The organism is Alkaliphilus sp. B6464 (assembly GCF_018141165.1).
GTDB lineage: Bacteria > Bacillota > Clostridia > Peptostreptococcales > Natronincolaceae > Alkaliphilus_B.
In genome coordinates, this window is the sequence record NZ_CP058557.1 from 3021467 (window position 1) to 3040908 (window position 19442).

General features: G+C 29.4%; 19 protein-coding genes. 5 read left to right on the forward strand and 14 right to left on the reverse strand.

All coding sequences use genetic code 11. The annotated features are described in order from the left end of the window. Positions 1-31: 31 nt before the first annotated feature. The 4 genes from lepA to gpr form a co-directional block, all read right to left on the reverse strand. Positions 32-1840, reverse strand: a complete 1809-nt coding sequence (gene lepA, locus HYG84_RS15375; RefSeq protein WP_212378753.1) for a translation elongation factor 4 — start codon at positions 1838-1840, stop codon at positions 32-34. Positions 1841-2100: 260 nt separating this feature from the next. Then, complete coding sequence (locus tag HYG84_RS15380) at positions 2101-2427, reverse strand: hypothetical protein (RefSeq protein ID WP_212378755.1); 327 nt, start codon at positions 2425-2427, stop codon at positions 2101-2103. Positions 2428-2471: 44 nt separating this feature from the next. Continuing rightward, on the reverse strand, positions 2472-3764 hold the full coding sequence (gene spoIIP, locus HYG84_RS15385; RefSeq protein WP_212378757.1) for a stage II sporulation protein P: 1293 nt from the start codon (positions 3762-3764) through the stop codon (positions 2472-2474). A 76-nt stretch (positions 3765-3840) separates the two neighbouring features. Then, positions 3841-4815 carry a GPR endopeptidase gene (gene gpr / locus HYG84_RS15390; RefSeq protein ID WP_212378759.1) on the reverse strand — a complete coding sequence of 325 codons (975 nt, stop codon included), beginning with the start codon at positions 4813-4815 and terminating at the stop codon, positions 3841-3843. Positions 4816-5116: 301 nt separating this feature from the next. Between gpr and rpsT the strand changes: the two genes are divergently transcribed. Beyond that, positions 5117-5380: a 30S ribosomal protein S20 gene (gene rpsT / locus HYG84_RS15395; protein WP_212378761.1), complete on the forward strand. Its 264-nt coding sequence runs from the start codon at positions 5117-5119 to the stop codon at positions 5378-5380. A 92-nt stretch (positions 5381-5472) separates the two neighbouring features. Here the strand turns inward: rpsT and holA are convergent, their stop codons facing one another. The 5 genes from holA to HYG84_RS15420 all read right to left on the reverse strand — a co-directional run bounded on the left by holA (position 5473) and on the right by HYG84_RS15420 (position 10506). Next, entirely contained in the window at positions 5473-6507 is a 1035-nt protein-coding gene (holA, locus tag HYG84_RS15400) for a DNA polymerase III subunit delta (protein WP_212378764.1), read from the reverse strand. Beyond that, complete coding sequence (locus HYG84_RS15405) at positions 6497-8026, reverse strand: ComEC/Rec2 family competence protein (protein WP_212378766.1); 1530 nt, start codon at positions 8024-8026, stop codon at positions 6497-6499. Before HYG84_RS15405 ends, holA begins: the two co-directional genes overlap by 11 nt. A gap of 85 nt (positions 8027-8111) precedes the next feature. Then, positions 8112-8396 carry a hypothetical protein gene (locus HYG84_RS15410; protein ID WP_212378768.1) on the reverse strand — a complete coding sequence of 95 codons (285 nt, stop codon included), beginning with the start codon at positions 8394-8396 and terminating at the stop codon, positions 8112-8114. An 81-nt stretch (positions 8397-8477) separates the two neighbouring features. Beyond that, positions 8478-9758 (reverse strand): tetratricopeptide repeat protein, encoded by a 1281-nt coding sequence (locus tag HYG84_RS15415; RefSeq protein ID WP_212378770.1) that lies wholly within the window; start codon positions 9756-9758, stop codon positions 8478-8480. Positions 9759-9876: 118 nt separating this feature from the next. Next, positions 9877-10506, reverse strand: a complete 630-nt coding sequence (locus HYG84_RS15420; protein WP_212378772.1) for a hypothetical protein — start codon at positions 10504-10506, stop codon at positions 9877-9879. 179 nt (positions 10507-10685) lie between these two features. On the opposite strand from HYG84_RS15420, the gene HYG84_RS15425 reads away from it, so the two are divergent. Further along, positions 10686-11582 (forward strand): ComEC/Rec2 family competence protein, encoded by an 897-nt coding sequence (locus HYG84_RS15425; protein WP_212378774.1) that lies wholly within the window; start codon positions 10686-10688, stop codon positions 11580-11582. Here HYG84_RS15425 and HYG84_RS15430 read toward each other — a convergent pair. Beyond that, positions 11548-12225 carry a hypothetical protein gene (locus HYG84_RS15430; RefSeq protein ID WP_212378776.1) on the reverse strand — a complete coding sequence of 226 codons (678 nt, stop codon included), beginning with the start codon at positions 12223-12225 and terminating at the stop codon, positions 11548-11550. The two genes, HYG84_RS15425 and HYG84_RS15430, sit on opposite strands and share 35 nt — an antisense overlap. Positions 12226-12421: 196 nt before the next feature. Here HYG84_RS15430 and HYG84_RS15435 point away from each other — a divergent pair, with 196 nt between their 5' ends. Then, complete coding sequence (locus HYG84_RS15435) at positions 12422-12889, forward strand: hypothetical protein (protein WP_212378778.1); 468 nt, start codon at positions 12422-12424, stop codon at positions 12887-12889. Positions 12890-12977: 88 nt separating this feature from the next. Here the strand turns inward: HYG84_RS15435 and HYG84_RS15440 are convergent, their stop codons facing one another. Further along, complete coding sequence (locus tag HYG84_RS15440) at positions 12978-13412, reverse strand: hypothetical protein (RefSeq protein WP_212378780.1); 435 nt, start codon at positions 13410-13412, stop codon at positions 12978-12980. A gap of 144 nt (positions 13413-13556) precedes the next feature. On the opposite strand from HYG84_RS15440, the gene HYG84_RS15445 reads away from it, so the two are divergent. Beyond that, entirely contained in the window at positions 13557-14564 is a 1008-nt protein-coding gene (locus tag HYG84_RS15445; protein ID WP_212378782.1) for a hypothetical protein, read from the forward strand. Positions 14565-14663: 99 nt separating this feature from the next. Here the strand turns inward: HYG84_RS15445 and HYG84_RS15450 are convergent, their stop codons facing one another. From HYG84_RS15450 to HYG84_RS15460, 3 genes are all read right to left on the reverse strand, one after another. Then, entirely contained in the window at positions 14664-16250 is a 1587-nt protein-coding gene (locus HYG84_RS15450; protein ID WP_212378784.1) for a DEAD/DEAH box helicase, read from the reverse strand. Positions 16251-16558: 308 nt separating this feature from the next. Then, complete coding sequence (locus tag HYG84_RS15455) at positions 16559-17647, reverse strand: ATPase (RefSeq protein WP_212378786.1); 1089 nt, start codon at positions 17645-17647, stop codon at positions 16559-16561. A 97-nt stretch (positions 17648-17744) separates the two neighbouring features. Beyond that, a complete protein-coding gene (locus HYG84_RS15460) occupies positions 17745-19115 on the reverse strand; it encodes an aldehyde dehydrogenase (RefSeq protein WP_212378788.1) in 1371 nt (456 codons plus the stop codon). Positions 19116-19385: 270 nt separating this feature from the next. On the opposite strand from HYG84_RS15460, the gene HYG84_RS20905 reads away from it, so the two are divergent. Beyond that, positions 19386-19433 carry a hypothetical protein gene (locus HYG84_RS20905; protein WP_442860814.1) on the forward strand — a complete coding sequence of 16 codons (48 nt, stop codon included), beginning with the start codon at positions 19386-19388 and terminating at the stop codon, positions 19431-19433. The last annotated feature ends 9 nt before the right edge of the window (positions 19434-19442 follow it).

The following is a 19442-nucleotide window of genomic DNA, read 5'->3' on the forward strand; positions in this document are numbered from 1 at the left end:
CTAAGGCATACTACTAGTCTTGTAGGTATTATTAATCATCTAGCTTAAGTACAGACATAAAAGCTTTTTGTGGCACTTCTACGTTTCCTACTTGTCTCATACGTTTTTTACCTTCTTTTTGTTTTTCAAGAAGCTTTTTCTTTCTTGATATATCTCCACCATAACATTTAGCTAATACATCTTTTCTAAGTGCTTTAATAGTTTCACGAGATATTATTTTAGCTCCAACTGCTGCTTGCAGTGGTATTGGGAATTGATGTCTAGGAATTTCATCTTTTAGCTTTTCGCACATAGATTTTCCTCTTGAATATGCTTTGCTCTCATGCACTATAAAAGATAATGCATCTACCTGCTCACTATTTATCAGAATATCCAGTTTAACTAAATCGGACTGACGATATCCTATAAGCTCATAGTCTAAAGAACCATATCCCTTTGTCCTTGATTTAAGCGCATCAAAGAAGTCATAAATCACTTCATTTAGAGGCATTTCATAATGAAGATTTACTCTAGTATCATCAATATACTGCATGTCTTTCATTTCACCACGGCGATCTTGACATAGTTCCATAACTGCGCCAACATAAGTATTTGGAACCATAATTGTAGTCTTAACAATAGGTTCCTCCATAATACGTATTTCCTGTGGCACAGGCATATTTGCAGGATTCTGAATCATTAAAACTTCACCATTTGTTTTAGTAACCCTATATATAACACTAGGTGCTGTAGTTATAAGATCAAGATTAAACTCTCTTTCCAATCTTTCTTGAATAATCTCCATATGAAGAAGACCAAGAAAACCACATCTAAATCCAAATCCTAGTGCTGCTGATGTTTCAGCTTCAAAAACAAGTGCAGCATCGTTTACTTGAAGTTTTTCTAGTGCATCTCTTATATCTTCATATTTTTCACCTTCTGCTGGGTAAATACCACAATAAACCATTGGGTTAACTTTTCTGTATCCTGGTAATGGCTGTGATGTTGGTCTTGATGCATCAGTAATTGTATCACCTACACGACAATGTCTAACATCTTTAACACTGGCAGCTACATATCCTACATCTCCAGCAGATAAATACTCCATAGGTATAGCTCCTGGCGAAAAGGCACCTACTTCAACAACCTCAAATTCTTTATTAGTAGCCATCATTTTTATTTTCATACCTTTTCTCATTTGGCCTTCCATAACCCTAATATAAGCTATAACTCCTTTATAGCTATCATAATACGAGTCAAATATTAATGCCTTCAATGGAGCATCCTCATCACCAGTAGGAGATGGTACATTTTTCACAATAGATTCTAATACATCTTCAATATTTAATCCTTCTTTTGCAGAAATTAAAGGTGCTTCACTAGCATCTAGTCCAATAATATCTTCAATTTCGGCTTTAATTTCATCTGGCCTAGCGCTTGGCAGGTCTATTTTGTTAATGACTGGTACTATCTCTAAGTCTTGCTCTAGAGCTAAATATACATTTGCTAATGTTTGTGCTTCTATACCCTGTGCCGCATCTACAATTAAGACAGCTCCTTCACAAGCTGCTAAACTTCTGGATACCTCATATGTAAAATCCACATGTCCAGGAGTATCTATTAGGTTTAAATAATATTCTTCTCCATCCTTTGCTTTGTACACAAGGCGGATTGTTTGCAGCTTTATTGTAATTCCACGTTCTCTCTCTAAGTCCATATTGTCTAGCATTTGGTTTTGCATTTCTCTTTGAGAAATTAGCCCTGTATATTCGATAAGTCTATCCGCCAAGGTAGATTTGCCGTGATCTATATGGGCGATAATGGAAAAATTACGAATTTTCTTTTGTCTATCGCTTGGCATACCTCTTCCTCCTTAATTATCTTCGATCTATTGGTATGGCTCACGCTTTCTGTAAGCCTAAGGTCAAGCATTACCTACTCGCAATAAGTACAACTAAGATTCAGATGGAGTTAAAATTCCACCTGAATCTAGTTTTTTTATCGCATAATCCTTTCAATTATATCACAATAGCTTTGTATTTTGTAGCTATAAATAAACAATTTTTAAGATTTGATATTTATATAAATTTTATCAAAAAAATGTCGGGTTATCCGACATTTTTATTGTAATACTTTTTGCCATTTATTTTCAATAGATTTTTTTATATTATAAGTCACTTCGCCAAATTCTGCAAATCTTTTATTTATTTGACCTTGTATCTTTGACATATCAACTAAATGAGACTCACCCATTATATGCACGATATATTGCCCACTTTCTAATTGTTTATATCCTACTAAACTATACTCATCTATACCTAACATTCCTCTTATTTCAAAATCTACAGCTATCAATGCGAAGATTAGTAGGATAATCTGTACAAATAAACATATTTTAAAATATTTTTTTGATTTTTTTTCTACTCTTTTACGTTCGACTCTACTCATCCACATCACCATTAATATTGTGGACTTTTTTATATTTTTTAAACCTATTCTTCTAATAATTTTAATGCATCTCCCAAAACCTCCGCCAAATAATATCCAGCTTTTTTTGCTTCCTCTATAGTATTAGTATTGCTTCCTAATTCTATTAAAGCAGCATTATCCGTTAAAAATTGATTGTAGCTTCCATATTGATTTACTAAAGGCTCTTTACTAAAACCAGGGTACTTACTATCACTTACAGCTTTAACAAAATGAGCAAAACTCTCTACTTCTTTTCTGTTTTTAGTTTTACCACCAATAACAAACTGAAAACGCGCAACATACTCACCATTTATCTTAGTTCTGCTATTTTCAATTAAACTTAATCTATCTGATCTTGTAGTAATCTTATCGTATCCATCTCTATGTATGTCTAAAACAACTTTTATTGATGGATTTTTTTCTAATATACCTTTAGCTGTAACAACAGACCGTCCATATGAACCGTTATAAGATGGATAATCATGGTATGTACCATCATGTATTACATTATAACCTCTTTTCTCTAACTCTTTAGTAATAACGTCTGCAACGGCAATTACAGTATATTCCTTTCTTAAACTATGAAAATTCCCCTCTGTTGCTGGGTTATAGGATTCGGTACCATGGGTATGATAAATTAAAATACTAGGCTTATCCTTCTCAAAGGCTATAGGCTTAGGCCTAGGTATATTTGCTAAGTCTCCATTAGAGATAGGATTTAGACTATCCACAACACTTTCTTCACCTACTACATATATTCCTTCTTCTATTTCTCCAAGATCATCTTGATCAGTTAATTCATTTTTATCAATATAGTATTCTGAGTCAATATTTGTATCTACTGTTACTGTTTTTTCTTCACCATCATAATCAACAAAATGAATTTCTCTAGACCAGTCATCTTCTATTTGTTCATAATTATCATTTTGAGGTATATTTGCCATCAAGGTTTCATGATGTGCAATTACTACTGGAAACTGAGCTTGTACAAAAGTTAATGGATTCTTAAAATCAATTATAAATATACTGTTAAAAAATGAAGTGTATACCTCTTTAAATGAAAAGACTGGTTTATATTGCTTTTCAACCTTTCTATTTGGAAACATATGCTGAAGTGTCTTTATTAAAAAATTATTATCTACTTTTTCATCTCTATCTAATTTAAAGACTTCACTCTGATAACTTTCACTATTAGTTAAAACTAATGACTCTTTGCTTGATATTAATCTTACCATTGAAAATAAAACTAGCAAAATCAATAGTAAAATAATGATGTTATAATAACTTCTTGGTAAATTTTTCTTGTAATGACTCAAGTATAGCACCTACCTTTTCATAAGTATTATATAAATAACTATGAAAACAATAGGTGCTTTATTCCTCTAATAATAGTTAATGTATATAACGGTTAACATCTTTTAGATCGATTCCTGGATGGACGGCAATATTTATACCATTTGCAATGATTTGTGAAAGGTTAACAATTATTTCATCTACTTCTTTCGGAGTGACAATTATATTAGCACTATATGGCTCTAAAACCTCTCTAATTAAATCATATTTCTCTTCTTCTCTTAACTCTTTTAACATATTATAAAATTGTGATCCAACCTTCGCCTGTCTAGAAAAAGCATCAATTACCCTCTCTATCGTGTCACTAGTCAAAGTTGCAGCATCTACTACAGTTGGTACTCCTATAGCTATTACTGGTACTCCTAAGTTGCCCTCATCTAAAGCCTTTCTTTTATTTCCTAATCCAGATCCAGGTGTAATTCCAGTTGTTGAAATCTGTATTGTAGAGTTAACTCTCTCCATTTTTCTTGAAGCTAGTGCATCTACAACAATAACAATGTCTGGTCTTGAGTTTTCCACTATTCCCTTTACTACTTCACTTGTTTCCAACCCTGTAGTTCCCATTACTCCTGGAGAAATAGCACTTACCTCAGAAACATCTACATCATCTTCTTTATTATATAACTTAAATAGATGCCTTGTAACAAACACCTTTGATACGACTTTAGGACCTAAAGCATCTGGTGTTACATCCCAATTTCCAAGCCCTACTACAAGTACTTTAATATTATTCTTCTTTGGCAATATAGCTTTAAGCTCTTTGGCTAAAAGCTTGCTCATTTCGTCCTTAAAATCTGCATCGGCCTTTCTAAGGCTAGCACTTTCCAATGTAATATATTTCCCCCTTGGTTTTCCAATAATTTGTGCGCCCTCATCATCTAGTACTTCTACTCTTGTAACTATAACATCTCCTATTTCTTCATTATCAATAGCAACACCAGGGATTTCTTCATTTTTTTCTTCCTGATAAATCTCCCTAGCCTCTAAAGCTAAATCTGTACGTAGCTGAAACATATTTCCACCTTCTTTACATAAATTATAATCATATACTTAGCTTAATACTTATTATCTGTAAATTTACAATAATTATTGTAAAACTTCTAAATATACATCACTAAAAATTTATAATACAATGTTTTTAGTAATCGAATAATGTATATTTTAATTGGTTCATGTTAATAAATTAAATATAAATTTATTATTTATACTTCAAGAAAGTATCAATGTGATAGCATTGGACGAATTTTTCTATTGCATTCTATATGGTTTTCTGATAAAATTACATGTGTTAATGACACACAAGGGGGTGAACACGTTGGCAAATATCAAATCTGCACAAAAAAGAATTTTAGTTATTGCTAAGAAAACAGCACAAAATAGAATGATCAAATCACAACTTAAGACTGCAATCAGAAGATTTGAAGAAGCTTTAGCCGCTGAAAACTATGAAGAAGCAAAAACAAGATTAAGACTTGTTGAGAAAAAACTTCATCAAGCTGCTGCTAAAGGAACTATTCATAAGGCTAAGGCGTCAAGAAAAGTTTCTAGACTTGCTCAAAAATTAAACAAAGCAATATAATAGCCCCTTAATTATCTGATTAAAACCGTGTCTTAGTGTTTGCAAATAAAAAAACCAAGCGTACAAATGTACGCTTTTTTGCTTTTATTGTATTATTTAGACATTTCCATAACCAACATTTCCACAATTATTTTTTCATCTATCTTCCCTGTTTTGATCATTATATCTACTTCCAAAAATTTATTTAAAAGCTTCTTTAGACCTTCTATAGTAAATTGTTTGCTTTGTGTGGCACACTTAGATGCTACAAATGGATGTATACCTAATTTAGATGCTATCATTTTACTAGAGTAACCTTCTTCCAGTAATAGCTTCGCCGAAAGTATATTTTTAATTTGATTCCCTAATGTAGTTAATATTTTTAAAGTAGGCTCTCCATCTTCCAATATATAATTTAATCTTTTAATAGACTCAGAAGCATTACGCTTTTCAATGGAATCTAATAGCTTAAATATATCATTCTGAAAACTTGAGCTTAATATTTTTTCTATGTGAATCTCTTCAAGTTCTGTTTCTTCTCCCATAAATGCTATAACCTTTTTTATTTCATTTTCCACATCTAGCAGACTCTGAGATGCGTTTCTACCCAAATAATCCAGATTACTCTTAAGGTATGCTATCTCCTTAGACCCTATAGACTTACCATAAGTTTTAAATATCTTTTTAATCCATTTATTAAATTCTTCTTCACTAAGTTTTGCGAACTCTATTATATCACCGTATTTTTTAATTTCTTTTACAATTTTTCTTCTAGTATCCACAGATGAAACACCATAAAAAACAATAGTTGTGCTTTCAGGTATTTGTTTAATATATTCAGTAATATATTTTTCCTGTTCTTCAGAGAAAACCTTAGACCTTCCTTGAAAAATATCCAAGCCATTTACATATATCAATTTTTTTTCTGCCATAAATGGCAGTGTCTCACATGCATCTACTATCTTTTCAACACTGATTTCTTTACCTCCAAGGATTGTAAAGTTAAGCTGGTCCAAACTAGGATCAACTATTCTCTCTTTCAATGTTTCCAAGGCATTATTGATTAGATAAATTTCCTCACCATAAAATAAATATATACTTTTAATTTCATCCTTTTTAATAGAATTCATTATTTCTTTATAACTCATATGTATTCACTAACCCTTCTTCCTTAAAGTTGCTCTTTTCTTTTTGTTTATATATAAAATAAATAATTGCAAGTATTATATAGTATCCAAATATATATGTGAGTTTTACTTCATTAATTTCGAAACTTCCATAGGGTATTATAGCACATTTTGTAGAAATCCAATTTATATAATTTAAAAGCTGATTAGTTATTTGATTTATTAAATAACCTAGCCTAAATGATATAGTTCCAAATAAAACACTTACAAATACTATCGATAGCATAGGACCTAATATAGGTACAATTAGGAGGTTCGTTAATAATGATATTATTGATATTTGTTTAAAATGATATGCCATAATAGGTAAAGTTCCTATTTGAGCTGCCAATGTGACTGATAGTAATGTACCTACGAACCCTATCTTTTTGCTTAGTTTTTCATTAAAAATAGGGTTTAATAATAAGATACTTAAAGTAGCAATAAAAGATAGTTGAAAAGAAATAGAGAAAATAGTCATCGGACGATAAATTAACAATATAAAAGCAATAAAAAACAAAGCATTTATACCGTCATACCTTCTTTGTAAAAAATATGCAATAACATATAAAATGTACATAATCCCTGCCCTTACTATAGATACAGGAAAATAAACCATGTATGCGTAAAAAATTAAAATGGCGACAATAAAATATAGTCTATTATTCCTGGCAATCTTTATTAATTTTAAAAATCTATCTACTACTATCACTATTAATCCAACATGTAGTCCTGAAACAGCCATTATATGTGCTGTTCCAGTTTTAGAAAATACACTAAGTTTATCCTTTGATAAGTATCCTTGATTACCAAAAACAATACTTTTTAATATATTGCTATTTTCAAAATCTAAAGTACTATCTAAGAAATCCTCCAAATAAATTTTCATTCTATAACTTATATGTCTTATGCCTATAGGTTTACAATATGAATTACTATTAAATTTTATATTTTCAGAGTTTACTTCTAATATGTACTCAATACCTTTACTCTTTAAAAAAAGTTCATAACTATTTGACTTACCAACATTCATATTCTGAAGTAGCTTAATAACTCTTGTATTGTCAATTTCAATTATATCATCTACATTAAGTACAGATTCCCTTCCTAAAGACTGATATATTTTTAATTGTGCATTTTTATTCACTTTAACATTTTTATTTATTTTATCTGTAGATAAACTTAGTATCTCTACTTCATATTCACTAAAACCCTTTTTAACAGAACCTTCTTTTAAAACTTTTACATTTATTACGGTATTTAAGGGGGCAGAATTTAACAGTATATCTCCTGCTATACTTTGTCCATAAAGATATGCTCCTAAAGTGACAACTGTTAATAAAATAAAAATTGCAAATACCCTTTCATAAAACAAAAGCACTACTAAAGCTATTATAGTAGCGTATAGTACATAATATATAGAAATAGAATAGTTTAATAAATAAGCACCTACAATTCCGATTAAAAGAGAAATACATAAAGAGATAAAGGGTCGTTTCAATTTAATCCCTCCTTATCTTTATGTATTTTCTCTACCTACATTAAATTCCCTCTTAACATTTTAGATTTTATAAGAATTATATTTTTTACCTTAAATAGTCAGGTATAATTCTAGGATCTGTATGATCATTTGCTTCATAGTTTAAATCTGCCCGTATATTAATACTATTATTATTTTTATCATAGTTAATCTTTACATTTTGTGGCCTTCCATCATCATGATGATACTCTAAAAATAAATCTAAAATATTATGTGCATCATCTTCTGTAACATCTTCATAGAAGTTAAAATACTCACTTTCAGGTATCTCTAAATATAAATCATATCCTTTATCTTTTCTTACTCTCCTATCTAATATTCTATTTAACAAAGGATCTCCACCTCTCTTCAAATTATTATTAATGGGATCCTTATTATTTTTACCTTATTGAAAAAATATATTAAATTAAATTTAATACTTAGCTAAATCGCTACTTTTTTTTAGTATATCAATGGCATCGTGGACAGGTCCATAATTAGGCATTAAACGACGAGCCTTGTATAGGTGCCATCTAGATTTTTCTAAGTTCCCCTGATCAAAATATATAAGCCCTAATTGATATTGGCCAAACCCACTATCTGGAACTTGATCTACCAGTAATTTAGTATATTTAAAAGCAATCTCCATATCCTTTAAGTAGTAGAAATAGATTTGAGAAAGACTCAGAAGTGTATATGTATCATTCCTATTATAGATTAATACCTTCTTATAATATTTAACCGCATCATCATATTTTTCTTCCTCGGAATAACAAGCTCCAATAGCACTATATAGGTCAGCATAAAAACCAGGCACGTCCTCATCATTACCTTGTTTTATACTTAATGCCATTTTATAACATTTAATGGCATCTTTGTTGTTCTCAATTTCATAATATATATTGCCCATTAGTTTCCAGAGTAATTTGTTTTCATTGTCATTTTCTAATGCTTTTCTTAGAAATATAAGAGCAAAACTATGGTTTCCTATATTACTAAGTGCAATAATCAGATTACTTATTAAATATTGATCTTGTGGACTTTTCTTCAAACCTTCTTTACATACTTGAATAGCATCTTCCTCTAAACCATTGATAATATAAAAACTGCTCATATTTAAATAGGGTTCTATTGATTTTGGATTCAACATACCTTGTAACCGTAAACATTTAATTGCTTTCGTTAAGTTTCCTTCTTCTTCATAGTAGTAGGCTAATTCTTCGAATAAATAATACCTTCTATACTTTTTTAAAAAAAATGGGTTATATTTTAGTGCTAAATTTAATCCTGAAAACACAATATCCATACGTTCATATTTCATATGACTTTTCAACTCTTTAAAAAACAAGCTCCATTTATCTTTACATGAATCTTTTATAGAAAAATTATATTTATTTGTCCAACCAATATGTAGTTCTCTTAGAGATAAATCATTCGTTATAGGATAAAAAACATTGTTATTTCGTTTATCAGCAGGAACTATACTTATTAAACGAGCATATAACTCCTTGCCACTTTTAGTTTTACTAAAATCTGTTTCTATCCAATATCCTGGAATTTTTCCAAAGTTATTTTTAAATTTTAAACTATCCAATCCATCTATTTCAGAAAATAAAATTTGATTGTCAATATTATTTATTTGTTTAATATTTAATTGTTTATTTAAAAATTCAATTCTCTCTATATTACTTGCAAAGAATATATTCAACTTCATTCCTATCACCACTTTCAGGATCAATCAATGCTCATTTTATATTTTACTATACTTAATACAATTTGTTAACCTATATAAGAATGAAGTTAATCTATAAACAAAGCGTGAGCATAATTGTCTAATTTCTTTTTATTTCTGTCAATGTGTCAATAGCTCTTAGTATCAAGTCCTTTGCCTGCTTTAAGTCAGTTTCAATCCTATCTATCTGCTTTTTTACATCGACAATAGGCTTCTCTTCTATTAATTCCAAAAGATTTTGTCCGTATAAAAGATCCTCCTGTAAACTTTTTAATTTACTCCTAGTAAAAATACGATATATCTTCTTTCCTTTAACTAATAATTTAATACCTTCTTTTTTTGAAGACTCCAATTTAAATTTAAATTTTTGAACACCTTCGCTTTGAAAAAGATCTACTTCTTTTTTATTTACAAACTTTCCCCAAAAAAGATTGTTTATATAAAGTAATCCATTGTTATCAATTCTAACACTATCTCTTTCCTTAATAGATAAAAAGCGAAATCCATTTTTATTAATATTTTGCCCTCTGCCGAAAGCAAGTTCATAGCTTTTAATTACATCCCACTGGAAGTAATTTGTAGCTGTTAGTACATCTTCATTTATTTGATATTCTTGATCTTCCTTCAACTGATAAAGAGCTTTGTATATTTTAATTACCTTACCTGATAAATCAATAATAATATCTCCTTTTTCAGAATCAACACATTTAGCTAGAACATAGAAATCCATTTAATCACCTCTATTTTCGAAGTTATTTCTTTAAAGGCTACTTCTATATTGCTATCTTTTTTCCTGCTTATATAACAAATAACAGTACACTGTTTCCAGCATTGGCATAATTGTGTATTATGATAGTATGGGTACTAAGTATACTTTAAATTTACTAAAAGAAGAAAGGAGCCCTTGCGATGAAATCTACTAATAAACTTAAGTTTACTAGCCTACTCATTTTACTATTATTTGTAGTTTTCTTCACGTTAACCGCTTGTGAGAAATCATTGTCTGGTGTTCTCTCCATTCATATGATTGATGTGGGTCAAGGGGAGAGTATTTTAATAATTACACCTAATAATAAAACAATTTTAATAGATGCGGGTGAACAATCTGAAGGGAGAAGGGTAAAAGCCTACTTGACCAAAAATCGAATAAATAAAATTGATTTGATTATAGGTACACATCCCCACTCTGATCATATAGGGGGATTATCAGAAATTATCAAAAATTTCGAAGTAGAAAAAATTATTATGCCTAAAAAGCTCCACACCAGTGCAACCTTTGAAAAATTACTTACTACTATTGAGTCTAAAGGACTTACCATTAGCACACCACAACAAAATAAACTTGTTGAATTTGATGAAAATATTAAATTACATTTTTTAGGCCCAATAAAAGACTACGGGGATAATTTAAACCTATGGAGTATAGTTTTTAGGCTAGACTACATGGATAAGTCCTTTTTATTTACTGGAGACATAGAGGAAGAAGCAGAAATTGACTTAATTAATACATATGATAAAGCAGTCTTAAGAGCTAATGTATTAAATGTAGGTCATCATGGAAGTAACACTTCAACTTCTAAGCAGTTTTTAGACTATGTTAACCCTGAAATTGCACTTATTTCACTTGGAAACGATAACCCCTATGGGCACCCCCATAGGGAAGTTATAAAACGTTTAGAAGAAGCTAGTGCATTTATTTACCGTACAGATCTTCAAGGGACTGTTATTCTATTGAGCGATGGCATAGAAATTTGGTCTAATCAAGTTCCATCTAACAAAAAAGATAGTTTTCAAAAACTTCCTTAGCCCATTTTTCACCTAAAAACTTTTTTGCAGCTGTAAAACCATAGTCTTGTCTGTAAAATTTATCTTTGAAATTAGATAGCCATTGATTATAATCAGCTGCATCTTCTTTTTTTGATTCAATATTTAATTCTATACCTTCATACCAATTCTCAAATAAATTAAATACCCTTTCATAGGCTTTATCTATTTCTGTAGTTCTAACTAAACCATTAAAAGTATTAGGAATAACATCGTCTACTAAAAAATCCTGTGGCTGAAAGGTTTTAATTAGCATATCAGAATGTTCTAAATCTAATTGTAATAAATTATCAAAATCTTTTATTCTATCTGTTTCATCTTTTTTATGAAATGCATAGTTTACTACAACAAGAACTCGCTTAGGAGCAGAAATAATCTGATATAAGAAAACTGGGTAAGTGGCTGAATTAGCTGGATAAGCTATACCAAAATCATAATGATATATATTTAAGCCTTTAATTGTCATTTGTACAAATTTTTCTAAGTTTTTTCCTTCAAATATATTAAGAGTTCCTTTTGAAACAATGCGACTTTTCTCACTAACTTTTTTAGGCAATTCTATCTTTGACATATACTTATGCTTATTAGTTAAATACGACATATTATATAGTGGTAATGGAATCAATATGAAAACCTCCTTCTTGAATATGTTTAAATTAATAATATATAATTCAATATTAATAACAAACTTCCTGCTAAATATTTTAATGGAATAATCTGATTTAATAAAAAACATTTTTATTTACTTATTATGTTGTCAAAAAAACTTTAAACGTGTATTATAGTTTAAGATGATATTTTAAGCTGTTAGGAGGATTACTTTGTCAAAAGTTATATCATTAAACGAATATATTACACAGAAAAAGAAAAAAAAATATTCAGACCAATCCATAACTCATCCTATTTGGTTTCATGAAATTAATGATGGAATCAAAGCATTGGCATTAAGGGATAAAGATTTAATATATAATAATATTAAATATAATTACTATGATGAGTATTTATATTTTGTAAATATAAACCATATAGCAATGGATGAATACACATTTGAGGACTATCTAAGAGATAATATTAACTTAGAACAGCCATTTGATGTAGTCCATGGTGTAGAATTTTCCAAAGGATATGATTTAAATCGTTTATCCGAAAATGATTGGGAGAATATAGCGGATATTATTGTTCGTATAAGCATAACTATAATTTTATTTGGTGAAGATTCTTCTATCGAACCAAACAAGCTGGCTGATGAATATGATTGGGATAGTATAGGCTTTGATTATACTTTCTAAATTATATAATTACTAAATGTTGTATATATTCCAGAATGATTAAAAGACTTAGCGTTTAGATTATTTCTAGTGCTAAGTCTTATTTTATTTAAGGAATAATTTTTAGATTTCTTATTTGTATATATGGGTTGTCTATTGACTTTTTTATTTTTTCCTCTAAATATTTAATTAGAGAAATATCTAAATTTTTATTAAAGTCCTCCTTTATTATATACAACCCAATTGTCTTAATTAAAAAATTAATATCACTATTTAAAAAAACTTCGCTATCTTTAATAAGGGGTATATAGTTTTTAATTTCTGTTTTACTTGGAACATCTTTAAACTCACCCAATTTACTCAATTCTTCATTAATGTTTAAAGTAAAATATACAATAATACCTTCATCGTTTATCTTTTCAACAAAGTTTACTAGATTTCCAAACAATGTATTAAATTTTTGAAACTCATCTGTACTCATAGGTACTAAAAACATAAGATTTACACTATAGGCTAATCCATTCCTAGCTTTAAGTTTTTCCAAATAATTAGCCTCCTCTCGCACTATATTTATATATTATATTATTGCTTTTTAAACATGATATATGTTAATAAACATACTTTATTATTTTTATTCAATTTACTCATTAACCTTGTATATAAACATATAATTTATAGAGGTGATTCGATGAGGAAAATTAAATTTGTTCTTAGTTTTTGCTTAATATCTATATTATTTTTCCTAACCTATAATTTTTTTCAATCTCCCAAAGCCATAAGCACTTTTAGAATGTATGCTTCTCCTACATATACTATTGATAAGTCTTTAATTAAAGCGCTCCACGAGGATGATACTCCTATAAAGGACGATATAGAAAAAAAAATTATTATATCTATTTTAGATATTATAAACTACGATAAGTGGATAGATTTTTTGGATTACATTGATATAGAAATATATTATGGTAATTTAATTCCTAATACGTCACAGCAGCTTATAGTATCACTAAATCTATCTAAAGACTTAGGAGTAACCGTTATATTTAATGAAATTGAGGATAAATATATATTTTATAATAAAATAGAAAATTTAGCTCCTATTGAAAATATAAAATTAATAAAGCATCCTACAGAAAATAAAGATCTTATAGTTATTTATCAAATAGTAGATGAGAGATTAGGTGCCTTCTTCCGTGAAAGCTTTATACAAATTTATGATTATAAAGAATCTAGTTTTAGTCTTGTGTTAGAAAAAACTCTATTTTATGAGGAGGTTTTCAAAGAAAATTGGATTAACCTTGAAGCTCCAGATACAAACTGGACCATGGTAGTAGAAGAAACAGAAATTGACTTTGACTATACAAACCCAGTAAAAATAAATACTATTACTTCTTTTAAAAAATATAATACTCAATCTAAGAATACACCTCAAAAAAACGATTTTTTGCTAAAAGAGGAAAAATCGTATGTCAGATCCTATTATTGGAGTGATCAGTATAATACATTTATTATAGGTGAACTGACTAAAGATATCTTTATATCTAATGTAGCTATATTAGAAGACATGGAAAATATGCGTGAATGGTTATTTGGTATAACAAATCCATACTATAAAATATCCACGGCTAACAAAGAACTAATATATTTACCGAAATCAAAGTTTAGTAAATTGTTAGAAAGTACTCTTGTCGATTAAATATATATCTGTACTTTATTTTATAACAAAGAGAATTCTTTTAAAATGAAAAGAATTCTCTTTAATGTAGCTAGATGAATTTAAAAATTAGTTTTAAATTTATTTCTTGTTAGCTGGCTCCATATTTATTTTTCTGCCCTTAATTCTATTTCTATTCATAGATTCTAATACTCTATCTGCAATTTGCTCAGGCACTTCAACGAATGTAAACTTGTCGTACATATCTATTACCCCAACAAGATCTCCACTTATTCCACTTTCGCCGCTAATTGCTCCTAATATATCTCCTGGCTTGGCTCCATGTTTTTTACCAATATTAACAAACATTCTAACCATATTGCCCTCAACTCTAGTTTTTCTTTCTGTAATATTCTTAGCTGTTTCAAATGCGTCTGTCTCATTTTGACTCATTATCATTTTTAATAAAGCAGCAGCTACATCGATAGAATTATAGTCTTCAGATAGTTCTTCAACTAAGTTAGCATATTCTGAAAGACCACCTTTTTCGATATTTCCAATAATCTCTTTACCAATCAACTCTTTTTTCTTTTCTACTATATCATTGATAGTTGGGATCGGTTTTCTTTTTATTTTTCCTTTAATATAAGCTTCTAAAGCTTTTAATGTTCGTATTTGCTTTCCAGTAACTAGTGTATATGCAAGACCTTCTCTTCCCGCTCTACCAGTACGACCAATACGGTGTACATAATATTCAAAGTCTTCAGGAATATCATAGTTAATAACTAAATCAATATCATCTACATCTATTCCTCTTGCTGCAACATCTGTTGCAATTAAAAGATCAAGAGTGCCATCTCTAAATTTCTTCATAACTCTATCTCTCTGGCTTTGTTTTAAGTCTCCATGAATACCTTCTACGGAATGTCCTCTGCTTTGAAGACTCTCTACTAGTTCATCCACACCTTTTTTAGTTCTGCAGAATATAATTCCAAGCTCAGAGTTTTCCATATCTAATATTCTACATAATGCATCTAGTTTCTCATGTGGTCTAACTTCGAAGTAATATTGAGAAATTTTAGGTACGGTAAGCTCTTTGTGAACTACCTTTACCTTTTTAGGATTTTTCATATATTTTCTTGCAATTTGTTCTATTTCTTTTGGCATTGTAGCAGAAAACATTACTGTTTGTCTTGTTTCTGGAGTTTCTTGAAGTATTGCTTCTATATCATCTAAAAATCCCATATCTAGCATTTGATCTGCTTCATCTAATACTACTCCAGTAACTTGATCAAGTCTTAGAGTTTTTCTTCTAATATGATCTAATAATCTTCCAGGTGTTCCTACAACAACTTGAACTCCCTGTTTTAATGCTTTAATCTGTCTATCGATAGGTTGTCCTCCATATATAGCAAGGGATTTTGATCCGCTTAAATATTTAGAAAACTTTCTTATTTCATCCGCAACCTGCATTGAAAGTTCTCTTGTCGGTGCTAAAATTAATATTTGTGGTGTTTTTTGTTGAGGATTAATTTTTTCAAGCATTGGAATACCAAAGGCAGCTGTTTTTCCTGTCCCAGTTTGAGCTTGTCCAATAATATCTTCTCCATCATAAAGCTTTGGAATAGCCTGCGCCTGTATAGGCGTTGGAACTTCATAGCCTAGCTCTAGAATCCCCTTTAAAATTTCTTTCTTAATGTTTAAATCTTCAAATTGTATTTCTTTCATTATATCTCTCCTAAATAAAGTTATCATACTGAACTATTATATATGTTTTAATCATTAATGTAAAATTATATTTCATTTTCTAAATTTTTTTCTATTTATTCTATGGCTTTAGTAAACTAAAATATTTCATATACACTCAAGTCTCTTAATTATTCTTTCCTTTTATTTTAAGTTATATAAGTATAGAATTGCACTATATTTCATATATACCCATGTTTAAAATTTTTATCATACAACTTACTTAGAGGTCAATTTAAATATATACAAAGTAAAACAAGAAAGGATAATATCCCTTCTCTTATTTTACTTTATCCTTCTTCAGCTATATCAATTATTTCTCCTAATATTTTTTCTCTCACTTCATTTAGACCTTCATGTAAAACATTAGGCACATAATATTTTTCCATTCTATCATGAACTCCATTAGTTTTACCTAAATTAGAAAAAACATCATTTAATAGTTGATTAAATACTTTGTTACTATACTCTAATTCTTCTCCATATTTTTTTATTTTTTCATCATTAATATATTCATCTAAATCTACTGTTTGGTTATCCTTAAACTTACTATTTGTAGTAAAGGCTAAATCAAGCTCTGGAATAACGATAGATTCTATTTTTTGAGGCACTAATGGTTCGTGATAAATCTCTACATCATATCCCTTCATTATAGCTGTAGTTGATAACTTTTCTAATAATGTAGATTTACCTGTCCCATCTGCACCTTTTATATAAACAATTCCTTCTACTATACCAATAAATGTTTCTGCAAAATCTAATTTACCTTTTAATGTGTAGGCACTTCCAAAAAGGTGTCGCTCTTTACCTATTCTATTTCTATCTTCAATATCTACTAAATATTTTTTTATTAATTTAATAGTCTCTTTATTAACTTTATTAAAATCCATAGCATAGCTATTGATCCATTCAATATCATCATGTATTAATTTTGCTGCTGCCAAATACTTGTATACTCTAACATAGATGTTTTTATTATCGTCTGTAGCTTCTACAACACTATCCTTATGTTTTCTTATAGCTTCTTCATTTATAAATTCACCTAGATTAACTATTGTTCCAGTAACTCCAGGGTATTTTGGATCATCCATATGAGGAGATGTAGCATCTAATAAAACTACTTTTATACTTGGTATAACAATAGCATCAATAGATTCTGGCTCAGCAGAACAGTGGTGAAACTCTACATCTATTCCTCTATCAACTAACTCATACCCGATTTTTTTCATCATATAAGACTTTCCTACACCAGGACCACCTTTAAAATAATAAATTTTTCTTGCTTCACTTGGATTTATAATATATTTAAAATATGAATAAAATCCAACAGATGTATTTCCACCTGGTAATAACCTTTTAATATGTCCCTTATTTCCCATGAAACGTCCTCCTTCCAGAATATATACTCAGTGTATTCATTAAACTGTCCATAGGACACAAATTATAATACCTATATTTAAGTCTTTCTCCCTATTGCTACTTAATAATATTGCGTAATAATTTAATTTTATTTCCATAAGGAGGATATTTTAACTTTATATCAAGATAAGAACTGCTTTTTAAAATACTCTTTTTATGACTAAAAGTATCGAAACTAGCTTTTCCATGATAAGATCCCATACCACTAGATCCCACACCACCAAATGGGAGATGTGGAGAAGTTAGATGCATTATAGTATCATTTACACATCCACCACCAAATGAAAGCTTTTCTAATACTTCTCTTTCAACCCCCTTACATTTAGTAAATAAATAAAGAGCCAGTGGTTTCCCATGATTTCTAATACTAGTAATAACCTCATTTAATGAACTATATTCTAGTATTGGCAAAATAGGGCCAAATATTTCTTCCTTCATAATATGATTGTCCCAATTTATATTTTCCATTATGGTAGGAGAAATATACTTTTCATTTTTATCTATATCTCCACCTACAATAATACTGCCTTCTTTTAGCAGTTCTCCTAATCTACCTAAATGTTCTTGGTTTATAATTCTGCCATAGTCTAGACTTTTCCTAGGTTCCTCTCCAAAAAACAACTTAATTGTATCTATAATACAGCTAATCAATTTATGCTTTATATCCTTATGTACAAATAAATAATCTGGCGCAACGCAGGTTTGCCCAGCATTTAAAAATTTCCCCCATACAATTTTTTTTGCTGCTAATTTGATGTCCGCATCACTATGGACAATACATGGGCTTTTTCCTCCGAGTTCTAGGGTTATGGGAGTTAGATTTTTAGCAGCTTCCTCCATAACAGCCTTACCAACAGAAACACTTCCTGTAAAGAATATATAGTCCAAGTTCTGTTGTAGCAGCTTTATATTGGTATCCCTTCCACCTTCAATTACTGTAATAAAATTATCTTTAAAATTATTATTAATGATTTCCTTAACTATATTAGAGGTATTTGTCGCATACTCCGAAGGCTTTATTATAGAACAATTTCCAGCAGCAATAGCACCAATTAGTGGAGATATTGCTAGTTGAAATGGATAATTCCATGGAGCTATAATTAAAACTACTCCATAGGGCTCTGAATAAATATAGCTTTTAGACGAAAAACTAGTAATAGGTGTCTTTACTTTTTTAGGCTTAATCCAAGACCGTAACCTTTTAATTGTATAATTAAGTTCCATTAAAACTGTACCTATTTCAGTCTCATAGGCTTCAAATGCTGATTTATTTAAATCATTTTTTAATGCAATTAATAATTTTTCTTCATTTTTTATGATTACTTCTTTTAAAAGTTTAAGTTGACTTATTCTAAAATTGATATCCTTTGTTTCTCCAGTATAAAAATGTTCTCTTTGCTTTTCTACAATACTCTTTATATAATCCATTTACATCACCTATATATACTTTCAACTTTTAGATTTATTTAACTTTACTTTTAATATATTTATTTTTATACTATCATATTCTTATAAGTAACTCTAGTTTCTCAAAATTAAATAGCTAAATAAAAATAGACAGGTACTCAATAGTGTCTGTCTACATAATTTCCCTGTCTAAGGACGTTAATATCAATACAATCATACGTTGTCCTTGAAAAACCAAGCGGGTGCATTTTGAAAAAAGGTAATCTTTCCAAAAATACAAGACGAAAGCAGTTGGATAGCTTACTGGACAGCCTTGACGAAAAAGGCCTAACCATCTGACGGTGAAAC